Origin of the sequence: Bacillus cereus (assembly GCF_002567495.1) — a bacterium.
Classification (GTDB): domain Bacteria; phylum Bacillota; class Bacilli; order Bacillales; family Bacillaceae_G; genus Bacillus_A; species Bacillus_A cereus_AQ.
In genome coordinates this window covers 197,259-216,175 of the sequence record NZ_NVAP01000005.1, presented here as the reverse complement: position 1 = coordinate 216,175, position 18,917 = coordinate 197,259, and the positions used below count along the sequence as shown (strand labels likewise).

The window sequence follows — 18,917 nt, the reverse complement described above, 5'->3', positions numbered from 1 at the left end:
AGCTCTGTTAATATAATAGATGAAAACCCCTTCATCCAAGGAGTAATTTTGGACGAGAATAGTTAAGCTGTTCTCGTCACTTCCCTTTATGCCAATATAAGTCTGTTTTATATATGAAAGAAAATAACCGTTATTTTTCTTCTCTCTATTAGTCATGTTAATATAGAGAGAGGAAAGGAACGGTTTTTTTCTGTGAAAAAAATCATTTCAAATTTGTATGGGGAGGTTTCAATTTTGGAAAAAAAGGTCGTATTAGTAGATGGTAATAATATCGCGTATCGTGCTTTCTTTGCACTACCGCTTTTAAATAACGACAAAGGTATACATACGAACGCAATTTACGGTTTTACAATGATGTTAATGAGAATATTAGAGGAAGAAAAGCCGACTCATATGTTAGTGGCGTTTGATGCGGGAAAAACAACGTTCCGTCATAAAACATATAGTGAATATAAAGGAGGACGTCAAAAGACTCCACCTGAATTATCAGAGCAATTCCCGTTTATTCGTGAGATGCTTGATGCGTTCAATGTACCGCGTTATGAACTTGAAAATTATGAAGCGGATGACATTATGGGAACGTTAGCGAAAGAAGCGAGTGAGCAAGGTGCTTACGTTAAAGTTATTTCAGGAGATAAAGATTTACTTCAACTTGTTTCTGATAATACGCTTGTATGTATTCCTCGAAAAGGGATTACAGAAGTAGATGAATATACGAAAGAAGCTTTATTTGAGAAATATAACTTATCACCAAAGCAAATTATCGATATGAAAGGTTTAATGGGAGACCAGTCAGATAATATCCCGGGTGTACCAGGAGTTGGTGAAAAAACGGCAATTAAATTGCTAACACAGTTTGGAACGGTTGAAGCGGTGTATGAAAATATAGATCAAGTAAGTGGGAAGAAGTTAAAAGAAAAACTGGAAGAAAATAAAGAACAAGCTCTTATGAGTAAAGATCTTGCGACTATTATTACAGATGCACCGATTACAGTTCATGTGGATGATATGGCATATAAAGGATATGAACCGAGCGACGTTATTCCAATGTTCGAGAATTTAGGATTTACATCTCTTTTAAATAAATTAGGTGTTACGCCAGAAGAAACAGCTCCAGCTGAATTAGATGATATTACATTTGATATTGTGGAAGAAGTTACAGAAGAAATGCTTCAGCAAGATAGTGCGCTTATTGTAGAGGTACAAGAAGAGAATTATCATAAGGCGGACATTCAAGGTTTTGGTATTCAAAATGAAGATGGTTGCTACTTTATTCAGAAGGATATTGCTCTTGCATCGGATGCTTTTAAAGCATGGCTTGCAAATGGAGAAATGAGAAAGCATACATTTGATGCGAAGCGAGCTATCGTTGCGCTGAAATGGAACGAGATAGATATTCAAGGAATTGATTTTGATTTATTAATCGCTGCTTATTTACTTGATCCAGCCGATACGGATAAAGATTTCCGTACTGTAGCGAAAATGAAAGAAACACATGCTGTGAAATCCGATGAAGAAGTTTACGGAAAAGGTGCAAAACGAGCTGTTCCAGAGTTAGAGGTAGTAGCGGAGCATGTAGCTCGTAAAGTGCATGTATTATATGATGTAAAGCAAACGTTCGTTGAAGAGTTAGAGAAGAATGAGCAATATGAACTGTTTACAGAGTTAGAATTGCCACTTGCGCGTGTACTAGCTGAGATGGAAGTAAAAGGTGTAAAAGTTGATACGGAGCGTCTTCGTAATATGGGAGAAGAACTTGCAGGTAGATTAAAGGAAATGGAACAGGAAATTTATAAGCTTGCGGGAACAGAATTTAATATTAATTCACCGAAGCAGCTTGGTGTAATTCTGTTTGAGAACTTAAACTTACCGGTTATTAAAAAGACGAAAACAGGTTATTCTACGTCAGCTGATGTATTAGACAAGCTTATGGATCACCATGAAATTATTCCAAACATTTTACATTATCGTCAATTAGGGAAACTAAATTCAACTTATATTGAAGGTTTACTGAAAGTTGTACATGAAGATTCATCTAAAATCCATACTCGTTTCAATCAAGTGTTAACGCAAACAGGTCGATTAAGTTCAACGGATCCGAACTTGCAAAATATCCCGATTCGATTAGAAGAAGGAAGAAAGATTCGTCAGGCATTTGTTCCATCAGAAGAAGGTTGGATTATGTATGCGGCCGATTATTCACAAATCGAACTGCGTGTATTAGCCCATATTGCAAATGATAAAGGGCTAGTTGAAGCATTCCAGCATGACATGGATATTCATACGAAAACAGCTATGGATGTATTTGGTGTTGGAAAAGATGAAGTAACTTCGAATATGAGACGACAAGCGAAAGCTGTTAACTTCGGAATTGTGTATGGTATTAGTGATTATGGTCTTTCGCAAAACTTAGGAATTACAAGAAAAGCAGCAGCGGAATTTATTGAAAAGTATTTAGAAAGTTTCCCTGGTGTACAAGAATATATGGATGACATCGTAAAAGATGCGAAACAAAAAGGATATGTTGCTACATTATTGAATCGTCGCCGTTATATTCCTGAAATTACGAGTCGTAATTTCAATTTGCGTAGCTTTGCTGAGCGTACAGCGATGAATACACCAATTCAAGGTACTGCAGCAGATATTATTAAAAAAGCGATGATCATTATGGCAGATCGTTTAGAAGAAGAAGGATTACAAGCGCGTCTTCTTCTGCAAGTACACGATGAATTGATATTTGAAGCACCAAAAGAAGAAATTGAAAAATTAGAGAAGCTTGTACCTGAAGTAATGGAGCATGCAATTGAATTAGCTGTTCCGCTGAAAGTTGATGATTCTTACGGTCCAACTTGGTACGACGCGAAATAAGGAAGTGATGAAATGCCTGAATTACCAGAGGTTGAAAATGTTAGACGGACACTCGAAAATCTTGTAACAGGAAAAACGATTGAAGATGTCATTGTTACTTATCCGAAAATAGTGAAACGACCGGACGATGCAGAGATTTTTAAAGAAATGCTAAGAGGCGAGAAGCTTGAAAATATAAAGCGAAGAGGAAAGTTTTTACTTTTATATGTAACGAATTATGTCATTGTTTCACATTTGCGTATGGAAGGTAAGTTTTTATTACATCAAGAGGGTGAGCCAATTGATAAACATACGCACGTCCGTTTCTTATTTACAGATGGAACTGAATTACATTATAAAGATGTAAGAAAGTTCGGTACGATGCATCTCTTTAAGAAAGGTGAAGAAATGAATCAAATGCCTCTTGCTGACTTAGGCCCAGAGCCATTTGATGCTGAATTGACACCAGAGTATTTACAAGAAAGATTGCAAAAGACAAATCGTAAAATAAAAGTTGTATTACTAGATCAGCGTCTTTTAGTCGGGCTTGGCAACATATATGTAGATGAAGTTTTATTCCGTTCTAGAATTCATCCAGAACGAGAAGCGTCGTCTTTAACAGCGGAAGAAATCGAACGAATTTATGAGGCGACTGTTACAACGCTAGGTGAAGCAGTGAAGCGTGGTGGAAGTACTATTAGAACATATATGAATTCGCAAGGGCAAATTGGTTCATTCCAAGAACTCCTAAATGTATATGGAAAAAAAGGGGAGCCATGTGTAACTTGTGGCACGATATTAGAAAAAACAGTTGTTGGCGGGCGAGGAACGCATTACTGCCCAATTTGTCAGCCGAGAGTGTAGAAAAGAGATAACATCGGATAGGCATTTGTCATATACATACAGCAGAGCTATGTATAAGGGAGGAGCTTACCGATGTACCTTTATTTATCTCTTATTTTATTAGCTTTTACATTAAGCTTGGATAGCTGTAGTGTAGGGCTAACATATGGGTTAAGAAGCGTAAGAATTCCACTAAGATCAATAGTAATTATCGGAATCTGTTCAGCGGCTGTCATGCTTGTTTCAATGGGAATTGGACATATGATCGCGAAAATATTTTCACCTGTTATCGCAACGCGTATCGGTGGGCTTGTTCTTATTGGAATAGGGGTTTGGGTATTATATCAATTTTTTCGAAGTGAGAAAAAAGAAGAACCGAAGCAAGAAGAGAAGGTTTGGAAATTAGAGATTGCATCACTAGGACTAGTAATTCAAATTTTGCGGAAACCGACTGTTGCAGATTTTGATAAATCGGGAACCATTTCTGCAGGAGAAGCATTACTTCTTGGTATAGCTCTTTCTGTAGATTCATTTGGTGCCGGGATTGGTGCATCTTTATTAGGGTATGCACCCGCTATGATGGCGATATTAGTTGCTGTTATGAGTTCTTTGTTTTTATTTATTGGAATGAAACTTGGAACGGTTTTATCGAATATGAAGTGGTTACAAAAATTTACATTCCTGCCTGGGGTATTACTCATTATTATTGGAATTTGGAAAATGTAAGTATGGGCGTGGAACATTAGTTTCGCGCCTTTTATTATGAGGAGAGGAGGACGGTAAGTATTGGTATTTATCTGCCAGTATCGAACAGGAGTTTACAAAAGAGAAGTTAACGGCTGTTTCGTTAGGAATAGATATTGGAATCAAAGAATTAGCATATTGTTCTAATGGTCAGAAAAAGAAAAATATCAACAAAACAAAGGTGGTAAGAAAGGCAGAGAAACGCCTTCGTAGGTTGCAACGTCAAGTTTCTCGTAAATATGAAATGAACAGGGAGGGAAACCGTTTTGTCAAAACGAGCAACATTATAAAAATCGAACAAGAGATACGACAACTACATAGAAGGTTATCAAATATCAGAAAGAATCATCTTCATCAGTCAACGAGCGAAATTGTGAAAACCAAGCCATTTCGTATTGTGATGGAGACGTTGCATATGAAAGGTCTGATGAAGAAGAGACACCTAGCTAAAGCGATTGCGAAGCAGTGTTTACATGAGTTCAAAAGACAAATTCAATTCAAGTGTGAAAAATATGGTATTGAATTTGTAGAAGCTGATACATGGTATCCTTCTTCAAAAATGTGTTCCAATTGTGGAAGCATCAACAAAGAACTAAAACTTTCTGACCGTGTATACAAATGCACTTGTGGTCACGAAATAGATAGGGATTTAAATGCGGCTATCAATTTGTCACGGTATGAATTAGCCAATTAACATCTAAAAAGGTTACGGCTAATATGTAGGATTCGTTGTATCCGAATTTACGCCCTCGGAGTGTTAGAACAAACGAAAGTAGCTTTCTGCAAAATCGGACACGTAGAACAGGGAAATAAACAAAATTTATAGATTTTTATAAGTTTATGGCAACGGATTATGATGACAGTAGTGATTGGATTAACAGGAGGCATTGCAAGTGGAAAAAGTACAGTGTCTCAAATGTTTCGTGAACTGAGCATACCAGTTATTGATGCAGATATTATTGCGCGAGAAGTTGTAGAGCGAGGAAAACCAGCATATAACAAAATAGTAGAGGTATTTGGAACGGAAGTGTTACAAAAAGATGGAGAACTGGATCGACCGAAATTAGGAAGTGTCGTTTTCTATAATGAAGAAAAACGATTGCAATTAAACAAAATTGTTCATCCTGCAGTACGTGAGGAAATGAATAGACAAAAGGAAATGTACATAAAAGAAGGTGCGCGAGCGGTTGTGTTAGATATTCCTCTGTTGTTTGAAGGTAAATTAACAAGTCTCGTTGATCGCGTTTTAGTTGTAGCAGTTACATCGGAAACACAACTAGAACGTTTAATGAAACGAAATGATTTTTCGGAAGAAGAAGCAATAGCGCGTATTCAATCTCAAATGCCGTTAGAAGAAAAAGTGAAGAATGCGGATGAAGTGATAAATAATGATGGCACAATTATGGGAACGAAAACACAATTACAGGTAATTTTAAAGAAATGGAACATTATTGACTAAAAAATTGTGAAATTAGTGAAAATGCTTAGTGACATATCCCCTTTTTGTGTTATACTATTATTGGGATTGGAGATAAATAGTATAACGCATTCAAGGGGGATAACATATTATGACTCGTGTGGCAATTAATGGATTTGGACGTATTGGGAGAATGGTATTTCGTCAGGCAATAAAAGAAAGCGCATTCGAAATTGTAGCAATCAATGCAAGCTATCCATCTGAAACGTTAGCACATTTAATTAAATATGATACAGTTCACGGCAAGTTTGACGGAACAGTAGAAGCATTTGAAGATCACTTATTAGTGGATGGAAAAATGATTCGCCTTTTAAACAACCGCGATCCAAAGGAATTGCCTTGGACAGATCTAGGTGTTGAAGTTGTAATTGAAGCGACTGGTAAATTTAATTCAAAAGAAAAAGCAATTCTTCATGTTGAAGCTGGAGCGAAAAAGGTTATTTTAACTGCGCCTGGTAAAAATGAAGATGTAACAATTGTAGTTGGTGTGAATGAAGACCAATTAGATATTACAAAACATACTGTTATTTCAAATGCATCTTGTACAACAAACTGTTTAGCGCCTGTTGTAAAGGTGTTAGATGAGCAGTTCGGAATTGAAAACGGTTTAATGACGACTGTTCACGCTTATACAAATGACCAAAAAAATATTGATAACCCACATAAAGATTTAAGAAGAGCGCGTGCTTGCGGACAATCAATCATTCCGACAACGACAGGTGCTGCGAAAGCGCTAGCAAAAGTTCTTCCGCACTTAAACGGAAAACTTCATGGTATGGCACTTCGTGTACCAACGCCAAACGTGTCTCTTGTTGACTTAGTAGTAGACGTAAAACGTGATGTGACAGTTGAAGCTATTAATGAAGCGTTCAAAACAGTTGCAAACGGTGCGTTAAAAGGTATTGTAGAATTCAGTGAAGAGCCTTTAGTCTCTATCGACTTTAATACAAATACACACTCAGCTATTATTGATGGTTTATCTACAATGGTAATGGGTGATCGTAAAGTAAAAGTACTTGCTTGGTATGATAACGAGTGGGGCTACTCTCGTCGTGTTGTAGATCTTGTAACGTTAGTTGTTGAAGAGTTAGCGAAACAAGAAAATGTGCAACACATTTAAGTGAATGAGGGAGAGGGCAATTCAATATTTGCCCTCTTTTTTTATTTTTTTCTGAAAAGGAAAAAAATTATATAAGTATATTTTAAAAAGTGGACATACCACGAAACGTTGGGATTACTGCATTTGTGAATCGTTTAATTTTTTTAGGGAAAAGTAAAGAGGAAAATATGACAGAAAATCGAAAAAACTGTTGTTGCAAAATGAAAATAAACAAAGTATACTAACACTCGTAAACTTAAGAGCTGAGGTACGTAGTCACTACTTAAAGGGTTAGGACCTCTCTGGACTAACTTTCCCCCGTGGTAGTGGAGCAAGCCAAATTGCAAATTAGTTTTCAATTCGAACAGTTAGAATAAATTTACAAGGGGGAACTGTAGAATGGATACTATGGATACGATGGGTCGTCACGTGATCGCTGAACTTTGGGATTGTGATTTCGACAAGCTTAATGACATGCCGTATATTGAACAATTATTTGTGGATGCAGCACTAAGAGCTGGTGCTGAAGTGCGTGAGGTTGCTTTCCATAAATTTGCACCACAAGGTGTAAGTGGAGTAGTAATTATCTCAGAATCACATTTAACGATTCATAGCTTTCCGGAGCACGGTTACGCGAGTATTGATGTTTATACTTGTGGGGATCGTATTGATCCAAATGTTGCTGCAGAATATATTGCAGAAGGTTTAAACGCGAAAACGCGTGAGAGCATCGAGCTTCCTCGAGGCACTGGTAGCTTCGAAATTAAGCAGAGAGAAACAAAAGCTCTTTAAAAAAGAACATAATTGATTTAAAATGTAAAGAGGTGTATAATGCACCTCTTTTTTAGTTTATAAAAAAGGAAAATATAACGTACTCGTTAGTTAAATAAATGGAGCTCTTACGAATAAGTTAGCACTCCGTCTGCCATCTTATTTTTGAAAACGAGATGATAAAATAATGTGCTTAAACTTAAAGTGGTAAGAGAGTTAGAATGAGTTATATAATATTGTATATATATTGTCAGATGAAGTAAGTAGAGAAAAAATAAAGAGTATAGTGTAAAGGAGTGAATATATTGCGTTGTCCATCCTGTTCTCATAATGGTACAAGAGTGTTAGATTCGCGTCCGGTAGACGAGGGGCGCTCTATTCGAAGAAGGAGAGAGTGTGAAAGTTGTTTAAGTCGCTTTACGACCTTTGAAAGGGTAGAAGAGTCACCTCTTATCGTTGTAAAAAAAGAAGGCACACGAGAAGAGTTTAATAAAGAAAAGATTTTACGCGGTTTAATTAAAGCGTGTGAAAAAAGACCAGTATCTTTAAGACAATTAGAAGAAGTAACACAAAGCGTGGAACGTGAACTGCGTAATTTAGGTATATCAGAAGTGAAAAGTGATATGATTGGTGAAATTGTTATGGAAGAACTTCGCGATATTGATGATGTCGCTTATGTACGTTTTGCTTCTGTATATCGTCAATTTAAAGATTTAAATGTATTTATTGAAGAATTAAAAGATATACTGCAAAAAGAAAGAGAGTAGGAGTTCTGTTTTATTCTCTTTACATACCGTAAGTAATAGGATAAGAGAGCTAGAAGCGTAAGCTAATAGCTCTTTTTCACTAAGAATTTATATAATGAAGATAGAACGAATGAAGTAGAGGATAGATTGGATAAGAGAAAGGAAAAGCAAGAATGGAAAAACAGTCATGGATGGAGCTATTGCCGATTGATCGTTATAAAGTAAGTGCGAAAGGGCTACTACATAATTACGACCGAAAAGTGCTAACGATGTTGTATCAGCCGTTAATAGGTAGTAGAGCTTTTAGCTTATACATGACGCTATGGGGGGAGCTAGAGCAAGATCGTGTATTTGGAAAAGAGAATACACATCATTCCCTTATGGTGACTATGCAAATGCAACTTCCTGAAATATATGAGGAACGAGTAAAGTTAGAGGCAATTGGGCTTTTGAAGGTATATATTAAGAAAGAAAAAGATATTCGAATGTTTATATATGAGTTGCAACCACCTTTATCTCCAAAGCAGTTTTTTGATGATATTGTTTTAAGTATTTTTTTATACAATCGATTGAGCCGGACAAAATATAATCAAGTAAAGCAATATTTCTTAGAAGAAGAATTTGATTTTGCTTCTTATGAAAATGTTACGCGCTCTTTCAATGATGTGTTTGGTTCGTTTAATCCAGGACAGCTTGAGCATGCGCAAGAAGACCTTCGTATTCCAAAAACGACAACTATGCCAAGTAACGAGAAGGGAGACGCTCCGAAAGTTTGGAATGATTTCTTTGATTTCTCTTTATTTGTAGATGGATTGTCCGCTCTTGTTCCTAAAAAGGCGATTACTGATCAAGTGCGAGAATGTGTTATAACACTTGCTTACGTGTATGGCGTAGATGTGTTATCGATGCAGAATATCGTTCTTGGTGCGGTGACAGAGATGCAAACAATTGATATGGAAAGGCTTAGAAAAGGAGCGCGCGATTGGTATCAATTTGAAAATGGTCAAGCATTACCGGTATTAAGTGAAAGAGTACAGCCTCATGCTGCGCGTACGATGAAAGAGAAAGAGCCTTCATCGCAAGAGGAGATGCTAATAAAGCAGCTAGAGGAAATTTCGCCAAAACAACTATTGAAAGAGATTTCTGGTGGTGCAGAGGCAACGAAAGCGGACTTGCAGATCGTTGAAGATGTCATGATTAATCAAAAATTGACACCAGGAGTTGTGAATGTACTTATTTATTACGTTATGCTACGCTCAGATATGAAGCTTGCGAAAACGTATGTCGAGAAAATTGCTGGGCATTGGGCACGTAAAAAGGTCGGTACAGTAGCGGACGCGATGGCGTTAGCGAAAGAAGAGAACCGTCAATATCAAGAGTGGGCTGAGACGAAGAAAAAAGGCCGTACGGCGAAGAAAACGGTACGAAAAGAAATGGTGCCAGATTGGCTTAAGGAAGAAGAGCCGAAAGAACAAGAGAAAGAAACAGCGAAGAAAGATGTAAGTGTAGAAAAAGATGCAAGTACGATAGAAGATGAACGAAAACGATTAGAAGAAGTGTTAAAAAAATATAAGCGTGATTAATAGAAGAGAATGAACGCTCTTTGAGGTGAGAAAATGGAGCATATTCAAAATTCATTTACAAAATTAATGGAAAATGAAAACTTTAAAAATAGATATGAAGTATTAAAGGCAGAAGTAATGGCGCATCCGCGTGTGAAGGAATTTATAGACGAACATAAAGGTGAAGTAACGACTTCTATGATTGAGCGCAGTCTTGTGAAGTTATATGAATATATTGGGCAAAGTGTAGGTTGCGTGGATTGTCCGGATTTAGGTGCATGTAAAAATATGCTGCAAGGGTATGAGCCAAAGCTTGTTATTCAGGGGAAAATGATTGATATTCAATACGATCGCTGCGTTAGAAAAGTAGCATATGACGAGAGAAAGAAATATGAAAAACTCGTTCAAAGTGTATATATGCCAACGGATATTTTACAGGCAACTATGGAAAACTTAGACCCTTCTGATTTAAATGCACGTATCGATGCAATTGGTGCAGCGAATGAATTTTTAAGTACATATGAACCAGGAAAAAAAGCGCAAGGTTTATATTTGTACGGTAAATTTGGTGTAGGGAAAACGTACCTTTTAGGAGCAATTGCGAACGAGCTTGCTCGAAAGAAAATAAGTTCGATGCTCGTATACTTCCCAGAATTTTTACGTGAAATTAAAAGTTCGATTCAAGATAATTCGATTGGCGAAAAGATTGATGCGGTGAAACGTGTACAAGTTTTAATGTTAGATGATATCGGGGCAGAAGCGATGTCGAGCTTTGTGCGTGATGATGTGCTTGGTGCAATCTTGCAATTCCGTATGTTAGAAAACTTACCGACGTTCTTTACATCTAATTTTGATTTTAAACAATTGGAACACCATTTAACGTATACACAACGTGGTGAGGCTGAAGAAATGAAGGCAGCACGTATTATGGAGAGAATTAAATATTTGGCGAAACCAATTCCAATTGGCGGGAAGAATAGACGTAATAAATAAAAGAGCAAGCTGAGAAGCTTGCTCTTTTTGCGTTTTTGAATAGTCTTCAAAGTAATCGAATTGTAAAATAAAAAGCTCTTATTGAAAATTCATAGTAGCTTGTATCATTTTTTTCTCCCTCCCTTAATATATATAAAATTAGCAAGCCATATCGAGTGGATTTTCTAACGATAGGAAATGTAATTCTACTAAGAGTGAACTTCCACGGGACGGACTCTTATAGGATTTGTAACGTATAGATACAATCCTTTAGAGCAGGGATAAAAGGGGGGACAAAAGTGATTGAAATTTGCTTCGAAGAAAAAAATGATGCTATGCACGTATATAGACAATTGCTGAAAAGAGCGGAAGTATTATATAAGGAAACAAGTGTGTATTTACAGGAACAAAAAGTGGTGATTCACATACCAGTACGTGAATCAAATTATATTGAAAAGGTTTTATTGCCAGTAATGGTGTATTTCATTGTGAATGTGAAACAAAATGAGTGGATTTATACAATTTTAAAAGAAAAGTTTTTTTATGAAGAACAAGAAGAGTGTCATCAAATATTGCACATGGCACATGAGATTTTAAAGGGAAGAAGAAAAGGTGTAGCCCAGGATTTAACACGTAATACATTTGAATCATATATTAAGTCTTCTTTAAATAATTGGCTTTGTGATCCGCTCTCATTTTCATTTTCATCATATATCCGTTTTCGTCTTCGTACATATAGGGAAATGGTAGCTAAGCTTGCGGAAGTGGCAATCGATGAGTATAAGATGGAGCAAGAATACCAAATGTTCATTGAGACGCTTCGGCAACAAGTGAGTAGCCGTAAATCACGTTTGTCCTGTGTGCATCTTATTTTTGATGAAAGCTTTATTTTTTATGATGATAAAGGTAGACGTTTAAAACAGGAGAAGTTGGTCCAATATATAGATGAAGAATTATTAAAGCAAAAGGATGTATATATAGATACGAAAGTAATTGCGCCACTTCTTTCTATTTCGCCTAAAAAGATTTATTTATATACGAAAGAACAAGACCATAATATGATTATTACTTTGCGAAATGTGTTTCAAGAACGGGTCCAATTACATGGATTACATGATTTTGAGCGCAATGTGAAAAATTTAAAAAATAAAGGTAACGCCCTTGATTTTCTAAGTTTTTGAGCATATAATTACCTACATAAATGAAATATATTGAAATGTCATGATGAGGACATGAGTAGTTTTCTACGATTTTCAGAGAGGGAAGCCTTAGGGTGTGAGCTTCCTAGTACGGGATCATTACTTACCACCTCTAAACTTTAGCAGTGAACAATTCTTTTAGTAATTGCTAACGGACAACACCGTTATGTTGAACTTGAGCAATTAACGATTATGTTAATTGGAACAAGGGTGGAACCACGAATTCAACACTCGTCCCTTTTTACGGGATGAGTGTTTTTTATTTTGAGAAAAAGAGGAGTGACCAGTGATGGCAGATGTAGTTAAAATTACTTTCCCTGATGGAGCTGTGAAGGAGTTTCCAAAAGGCGTAACAACTGAAGAAATCGCAGCTTCTATTAGCCCAGGCTTAAAGAAAAAAGCTGTGGCTGGAAAATTAAACGATGAGATGGTTGATCTTGTTACACCAATCGAAGAAGATGGTGCAGTTTCTATCATTACATTAGATTCTGAAGATGGCCTATACATTTTACGCCATTCAACAGCCCACCTATTAGCACAAGCGTTAAAACGTTTATATAAAGATGTTAAGCTTGAACTTGGTATTGGTCCAGTAATCGAAAATGGCTTCTACTACGATATTGATATGGAAGAAGCAATTACAGTTGAAGACTTCAAGAAAATCGAAAAAGAAATGCAAAAAATTGTGAACGAGAACTTAGAAATCGTTCGTCATGAAGTACCACGTGCAGAAGCACTTCGTCGCTTTGAAGAAATTGGCGATGAGTTAAAATTAGATTTAATTAACGATCTTCCAGAAGATGCAGTTATTTCAATCTATGAACAAGGCGAATTCTTCGACCTTTGCCGTGGTGTTCACCTTCCATCTACAGGGAAAATTAAAGTGTTTAAATTATTAAGCGTTGCAGGTGCTTACTGGCGCGGCGATAGCAATAATAAAATGTTACAACGTATTTACGGTACTGCATTCGTTAAGAAAGCAGAATTAGATGAGCACTTACGTATGCTTGAAGAAGCGAAAGAGCGCGATCACCGTAAATTAGGTAAAGAATTAAAACTATTTACTAATAGCCAAAAAGTAGGACAAGGTTTACCACTTTGGTTACCAAAAGGTGCAACAATTCGTCGTATTATCGAGCGTTACATCGTTGATAAAGAAGCAAGCTTAGGCTACGATCACGTATACACTCCAGTACTAGGAAGCAGAGAGTTATATGAAACTTCTGGTCACTGGAACCACTACCGTGATGGTATGTTCCCATCAATGGAAATGGATAATGAAGAATTAGTTCTTCGTCCGATGAACTGTCCTCACCACATGATGGTTTATAAAAATGATATTCACAGCTACCGTGAATTACCAATCCGTATTGCGGAACTTGGAACAATGCACCGCTATGAAATGTCAGGTGCGTTATCTGGATTACAACGTGTACGCGGAATGACTTTAAACGATGCGCACATTTTCGTTCGTCCAGATCAAATTAAAGAAGAGTTAAAACGTGTTGTAAACTTAACTCTAGAAGTGTACAAAGATTTCGGTTTAGAGAACTACTCATTCCGTCTATCTTATCGCGACCCAGCAGATACTAAAAAGTATTATGCTGATGATGAGATGTGGGAAAAAGCACAAGGTATGTTAAAAGAAGCTATGGATGAAATGGGTCTTGATTACTATGAAGCTGAAGGTGAAGCAGCATTCTACGGTCCGAAACTTGATGTTCAAGTTCGTACTGCTCTTGGAAAAGACGAAACACTTTCAACTGTACAATTAGACTTCTTACTTCCAGAACGCTTTGAATTAACTTACGTTGGTGAAGACGGTAAACAACATCGTCCAGTTGTAATTCACCGTGGTGTTGTATCAACTATGGAACGCTTCGTAGCATTCTTAATTGAAGAATACAAAGGTGCATTCCCAACTTGGTTAGCTCCAGTTCAAGTACAAGTAATTCCAGTTTCTCCGCAAGTACATTTAGACTATGCGAAGAAAGTACAAGATGAATTGCGTCGTGCTGGTATCCGTGTTGAATTGGATACTCGTGAAGAGAAAATCGGTTACAAAATCCGTGAAGCACAAATGCAAAAAATTCCGTACATGCTTGTAGTAGGTGACAATGAAGTAACTGAAAATGGCGTAAACGTACGTAAATATGGTGAACAAAAATCAGAAACAATCGCATTAGATGCTTTTGTTGACATGATTAAAGTAGAAGGAAAACGATAAGAAAAGCCGCGGTATACCGCGGCTTTTCTTTGTAATATAAAAGAGAAAAACTAGAAAAAATAACCATGTAACTCTTATCATAAAAAAGTATTGCATGTATGCTAGTTGTTTGTTACAATATTTCTTGTTGTTAGTAAAACACATCGCGTCTTCTTGACAGACGTCATGTCCTATGATAAACTCATCAAGGATAATAGAATATTGTTTTGTGGAACAAGTAGAAGCACCCGCTTCTCACCTGATGGACGCATTCGCAGTTAGCAGGTAAATGTATTTCTTACTTAAGATTTTACAAGTGTGGGTGTCGTATGCCCGCACTTTTTTTGTCGGGTTCTATGACTACAAAATATGTTCTGAGAAAACCTTGGAGGTGGCTTACTATTAGCAAGGATATGATGATTAACGAGCAAATTCGTGCACGTGAAGTACGTTTAGTTGGCGCAAATGGCGATCAACTTGGAATCAAGTCTCGTAATGACGCTTTAGACTTAGCTGCAAATCTTAATCTTGATTTAGTATTAGTTGCTCCAAATGCGAAACCGCCAGTATGCCGCATTATGGACTACGGTAAATTCCGCTTTGAGCAACAGAAGAAAGAAAAAGAGCAGCGCAAAAATCAAAAAGTAATTAGCATGAAAGAAGTTCGTTTAAGTCCAACAATTGATGAACACGACTTTAACACAAAACTTCGTAATGCTATCAAGTTTTTAGAGAAAGGCGACAAGGTTAAAGCGTCAATTCGCTTTAAAGGACGTGCCATTACTCATAAAGAAATCGGTCAACGTGTTTTAGATCGCTTCTCAGAAGCTTGTGCTGAAGTTAGTACAGTTGAATCTAAGCCTAAAATGGAAGGACGCAGTATGTTCTTAGTTTTAGCACCGAAAAACGATAAGTAATAGATAGAGGAGGAAATACCTATGCCTAAACAAAAAACTCATCGCGGCGCTGCAAAGCGTTTCAAAAAGACTGGATCAGGTAAACTGAAACGTTCTCACGCTTACACAAGCCATTTATTCGCTAACAAATCTACAAAAGCTAAACGTAAACTACGTAAAGCTGGTGTAGTAAGCGCTGGTGACTTCAAACGCATTCGTCAAATGCTTGACAACTTAAAATAAGTTCGGCTGATATATAGAACAATTAGGAGGTAATATTATGCCAAGAGTAAAAGGTGGTACAGTTACTCGTCAACGTCGTAAAAAAGTTATAAAATTAGCAAAAGGTTACTACGGTTCTAAAAATACATTATTCAAGGTTGCTAACCAACAGGTTATGAAATCTCTAATGTATGCATTCCGTGACCGCCGTCAAAAGAAACGTGACTTCCGTAAATTATGGATTACACGTATCAACGCAGCAGCTCGTATGAATGGTCTTTCTTACAGCCGCTTAATGCACGGTCTTAAAAATGCTGGCATCGAAGTTAACCGCAAGATGCTTGCTGACTTAGCTGTTCATGACGAAAAAGCTTTCGCTGAATTAGCAACAGTTGCAAAAAACAACATTAACTAATTAATTAGTTGAAACCTTAGAAGAATTTTCTTCTAAGGTTTTTTGTTTGTATTCAGAGAGAAGTTTGAAGTTCTAAAGATTAACGGATGTGTTGTTATCGATATGACAAAATCAACATGAAAACTATAGTGATATAGAAGAATATATATATGAAGTCAGGAGAATCCTCCTGGCTTTTTTCAATTATGCACGTTTGGAAAGAAGAGTATCTTTCCTAGCCGAAACGACACTGTTATAATGGAAAGATGATATGGAACTTTCATCAGATGAACAATTTAAGAGCGATGACTGAAACGTATTTGCAAATTAAGGACAAGCTATTTTATAAAGAGGCAGATAGCTGACTTATTTATAAGAACTGAAACATAATAATGAACTTTGAGATGAAACAACATTGTTGCGTAAAATGCGATGTTGGAGGAGGACAATAGAATGGACTTACTACAACTATTTAAATTACAAAAAGAATTAGATGACCGTATTGCAAAAGAACATGACTTACAACCGAAAAAATTATTAAAAGAAAAAATGTTAGCTCTTCTTGTAGAAATTGGTGAACTTGCAAATGAAACACGTTGTTTTAAATATTGGAGCAACAAACCAGCTTCGGAACGTGAAGTGATATTAGAAGAATACGTAGATGGTTTGCATTTTATTTTATCAATCGGAATTGATTTAGGTATTGATAAAAACTTCCTATTCTATAAATGTGCACAAACGAATAAAACACAAGTGGAAATTTTCTTAGACACATATGCGAAAGTAATTCGTTTTACAGATCAACCATCTATTACAAACTATATTGAATTATTTACGAGCTATCTTCGACTTGGACAAGCACTTGAATTTGAGCAAGAAGAGATTGAAAAAGCATATTTAGATAAAAATGAAGTAAATCATCAGCGTCAAACACAAGGATACTAATTTAATTTTTGAATATTTCAATTTAATTATTGTATAATGAATTGACTGAAGAAAAAGGAGGGTGTTGGCAATGACAAAATTAGACGCGACATTGACAATGCTAAAAGAATTAACGGATGCGCGTGGTATTGCTGGTAACGAACGTGAACCACGTGAAGTAATGAAGAAATATATTGAGCCGTTTGCGGACGAACTTTCTACTGATAATTTAGGAAGTTTAGTTGCGAAAAAAGTAGGGGAAGAAAACGGTCCGAAAATTATGGTTGCTGGTCATTTAGATGAAGTTGGCTTTATGATTACGCAAATTGATGACAAAGGTTTCCTTCGTTTCCAAACGGTTGGAGGCTGGTGGTCACAAGTTATGCTTGCACAGCGCGTAACGATTGTAACGCGTAAAGGAGATGTAACAGGTGTAATTGGTTCAAAACCACCACATATTTTACCTCCAGAAGCTCGTAAAAAGCCAGTTGAAATTAAAGACATGTTCATCGATATCGGTGCTTCTAGCCAAGAAGAAGCGATGGAGTGGGGCGTACGACCAGGAGATCAAGTTGTACCTTACTTTGAATTCCAAGTAATGAAGAATGAAAAAATGTTACTTGCAAAAGCATGGGATAACCGAATCGGTTGTGCGATTGCAATTGACGTATTAAAACAATTAAAAGATGAAAAGCATCCAAACGTTGTATACGGCGTTGGAACTGTACAAGAAGAAGTTGGTCTTCGTGGTGCAAAAACATCTGCGAATTATATTAAACCAGATATCGCGTTCGCAGTAGATGTTGGTATCGCTGGAGATACACCGGGTGTAACGTCAAAAGAAGCGCAAAGTAAAATGGGCGATGGACCACAAATCATTTTATACGATGCTTCTGTTATTGGACATACAGGTTTACGTGATTTCGTAGTTGATGTTGCTGACGAATTACATATCCCATACCAATATGATTCAGTAGCTGGCGGGGGTACAGATGCGGGTGCGATTCACATTGCTGTAAACGGTATTCCTTCTATGGCAATTACGATTGCAACGCGTTATATTCATTCACATGCAGCAATGTTACACCGTGATGATTATGAAAATGCAGTGAAGTTAATTGTAGAAGTTATTAAACGTCTTGATAAAGAGGCTGTACATAACATTACATTTAATTAATAGAAAAAGCGAAGGAGATTCTCCTTCGCTTTTTTATGTTTTAAAAAGGTCTTTCTAATCCCGCAGCGGTATGAGCGCCTAAAATAATTAAACGAGTTAATTGCATCGCCATAAAATGCGGGTTATATATCATTCCTCTTTTTAACCATGACATAATCATTCCTAGATGAGCGCCAGTAACATAGCTAATGAGAATATCACGAGGGACCATAAGCTTTTCGTCGTTAGGTTGTGAAATAGATAAGCTTAACGTTAAATGTGTTTGAATTGCTTTCATCATTTTATAAGTATAATTTCCGGCTGCTTTATCACCGAGCATAACATTATAGAAATTCACATTTTCTGCAATATGTTCGAACAAAGCTAAAAATGTCGGGTGTGGTGAATCGAATGTAAGTTGAAAATCTGCTTTGTTTCTATTTTTTGGTTTAATTACTTCTGTTAGCTTCTCTAACATTTCTTCGATGCTTTTGTCTAATAGGTCATATTTATCGTGGTAATGGCTATAAAATGTAGCGCGATTTACAGGAGCGCGTTCTGCGATATGTTGAACAGTTACATTTTCAAAGCCTTTTTCGCCTACTAAAGCGACAAAAGCATCCTGAATGAGTTGTCTCGTTCGCTTTACACGTGGATCATTTGTATTTTTAATAGACATTTCACTTCTCCTTGTTTAATTTTCTGCACTTAAACAACATATTGGTATTATATTGTTGTTTAAGCAACATTTCATACGTAAATTGTCGGTTGTAGATTCAAAATAATTATTTATAATTATAAACGATAGTCCTTCAGAAATCAGCACCGCTCGCAGGTAGATAAGTTATGGTTTACGCTG

At 36.6% G+C, this 18,917-nt stretch carries 17 protein-coding genes, 1 pseudogene and 2 other annotated features; of the genes and pseudogenes, 17 read left to right on the top strand and 1 reads right to left on the bottom strand.

Annotation, left to right across the window (positions count from 1 at the left end; translation table 11 throughout):
* Positions 1-234: 234 nt before the first annotated feature.
* The 17 genes and pseudogenes from polA (at position 235) to COK05_RS02765 (ending at position 18,079) form a co-directional block, all read left to right on the top strand.
* Entirely contained in the window at positions 235-2,868 is a 2,634-nt protein-coding gene (gene polA, locus COK05_RS02850; RefSeq protein ID WP_141538869.1) for a DNA polymerase I, read from the top strand.
* Between the two features lie 12 nt (positions 2,869-2,880).
* Entirely contained in the window at positions 2,881-3,711 is an 831-nt protein-coding gene (gene mutM, locus COK05_RS02845; RefSeq protein ID WP_098611375.1) for a DNA-formamidopyrimidine glycosylase, read from the top strand.
* Positions 3,712-3,783: 72 nt separating this feature from the next.
* Positions 3,784-4,416, top strand: a complete 633-nt coding sequence (ytaF, locus tag COK05_RS02840; RefSeq protein WP_098611374.1) for a sporulation membrane protein YtaF — start codon at positions 3,784-3,786, stop codon at positions 4,414-4,416.
* A 49-nt stretch (positions 4,417-4,465) separates the two neighbouring features.
* Positions 4,466-5,128: pseudogene (locus COK05_RS02835) on the top strand (RNA-guided endonuclease InsQ/TnpB family protein); the annotation flags it as partial.
* A gap of 162 nt (positions 5,129-5,290) precedes the next feature.
* Positions 5,291-5,893 (top strand): dephospho-CoA kinase, encoded by a 603-nt coding sequence (coaE, locus tag COK05_RS02830; RefSeq protein ID WP_098611373.1) that lies wholly within the window; start codon positions 5,291-5,293, stop codon positions 5,891-5,893.
* A gap of 109 nt (positions 5,894-6,002) precedes the next feature.
* Positions 6,003-7,031 (top strand): glyceraldehyde-3-phosphate dehydrogenase, encoded by a 1,029-nt coding sequence (locus tag COK05_RS02825; RefSeq protein WP_000198979.1) that lies wholly within the window; start codon positions 6,003-6,005, stop codon positions 7,029-7,031.
* A 387-nt stretch (positions 7,032-7,418) separates the two neighbouring features.
* Complete coding sequence (speD, locus tag COK05_RS02815) at positions 7,419-7,802, top strand: adenosylmethionine decarboxylase (protein ID WP_002003660.1); 384 nt, start codon at positions 7,419-7,421, stop codon at positions 7,800-7,802.
* A 284-nt stretch (positions 7,803-8,086) separates the two neighbouring features.
* Positions 8,087-8,548, top strand: a complete 462-nt coding sequence (gene nrdR, locus COK05_RS02810) for a transcriptional regulator NrdR (RefSeq protein ID WP_001203687.1) — start codon at positions 8,087-8,089, stop codon at positions 8,546-8,548.
* A gap of 152 nt (positions 8,549-8,700) precedes the next feature.
* Positions 8,701-10,110, top strand: a complete 1,410-nt coding sequence (locus COK05_RS02805) for a replication initiation and membrane attachment family protein (protein WP_098611371.1) — start codon at positions 8,701-8,703, stop codon at positions 10,108-10,110.
* A 33-nt stretch (positions 10,111-10,143) separates the two neighbouring features.
* A complete protein-coding gene (gene dnaI / locus COK05_RS02800) occupies positions 10,144-11,082 on the top strand; it encodes a primosomal protein DnaI (RefSeq protein ID WP_098611370.1) in 939 nt (312 codons plus the stop codon).
* 278 nt (positions 11,083-11,360) lie between these two features.
* Positions 11,361-12,242: a putative sporulation protein YtxC gene (gene ytxC, locus COK05_RS02795; protein WP_098611369.1), complete on the top strand. Its 882-nt coding sequence runs from the start codon at positions 11,361-11,363 to the stop codon at positions 12,240-12,242.
* Between the two features lie 31 nt (positions 12,243-12,273).
* Positions 12,274-12,502: a binding site (T-box leader), on the top strand.
* Between the two features lie 47 nt (positions 12,503-12,549).
* Positions 12,550-14,487: a threonine--tRNA ligase gene (thrS, locus tag COK05_RS02790; RefSeq protein WP_098611368.1), complete on the top strand. Its 1,938-nt coding sequence runs from the start codon at positions 12,550-12,552 to the stop codon at positions 14,485-14,487.
* Between the two features lie 209 nt (positions 14,488-14,696).
* Positions 14,697-14,817, top strand: a sequence feature (ribosomal protein L20 leader region).
* Between the two features lie 62 nt (positions 14,818-14,879).
* Positions 14,880-15,383, top strand: a complete 504-nt coding sequence (gene infC / locus COK05_RS02785) for a translation initiation factor IF-3 (RefSeq protein WP_000973215.1) — start codon at positions 14,880-14,882, stop codon at positions 15,381-15,383.
* 21 nt (positions 15,384-15,404) lie between these two features.
* Positions 15,405-15,605 carry a 50S ribosomal protein L35 gene (gene rpmI, locus COK05_RS02780; RefSeq protein WP_001125945.1) on the top strand — a complete coding sequence of 67 codons (201 nt, stop codon included), beginning with the start codon at positions 15,405-15,407 and terminating at the stop codon, positions 15,603-15,605.
* Between the two features lie 37 nt (positions 15,606-15,642).
* Positions 15,643-15,999, top strand: a complete 357-nt coding sequence (rplT, locus tag COK05_RS02775; protein WP_001138362.1) for a 50S ribosomal protein L20 — start codon at positions 15,643-15,645, stop codon at positions 15,997-15,999.
* Positions 16,000-16,431: 432 nt separating this feature from the next.
* Positions 16,432-16,923, top strand: a complete 492-nt coding sequence (locus COK05_RS02770; RefSeq protein ID WP_000365050.1) for a dUTP diphosphatase — start codon at positions 16,432-16,434, stop codon at positions 16,921-16,923.
* A 70-nt stretch (positions 16,924-16,993) separates the two neighbouring features.
* Positions 16,994-18,079 carry a M42 family metallopeptidase gene (locus tag COK05_RS02765; protein ID WP_098611367.1) on the top strand — a complete coding sequence of 362 codons (1,086 nt, stop codon included), beginning with the start codon at positions 16,994-16,996 and terminating at the stop codon, positions 18,077-18,079.
* A 40-nt stretch (positions 18,080-18,119) separates the two neighbouring features.
* On the opposite strand, the gene COK05_RS02760 is transcribed toward COK05_RS02765, so the two are convergent.
* The gene (locus tag COK05_RS02760; RefSeq protein WP_098611366.1) at positions 18,120-18,737 is read right to left on the bottom strand and encodes a TetR/AcrR family transcriptional regulator; all 618 of its coding nucleotides are present in this window, start codon (positions 18,735-18,737) and stop codon (positions 18,120-18,122) included.
* Positions 18,738-18,917: the final 180 nt, after the last annotated feature.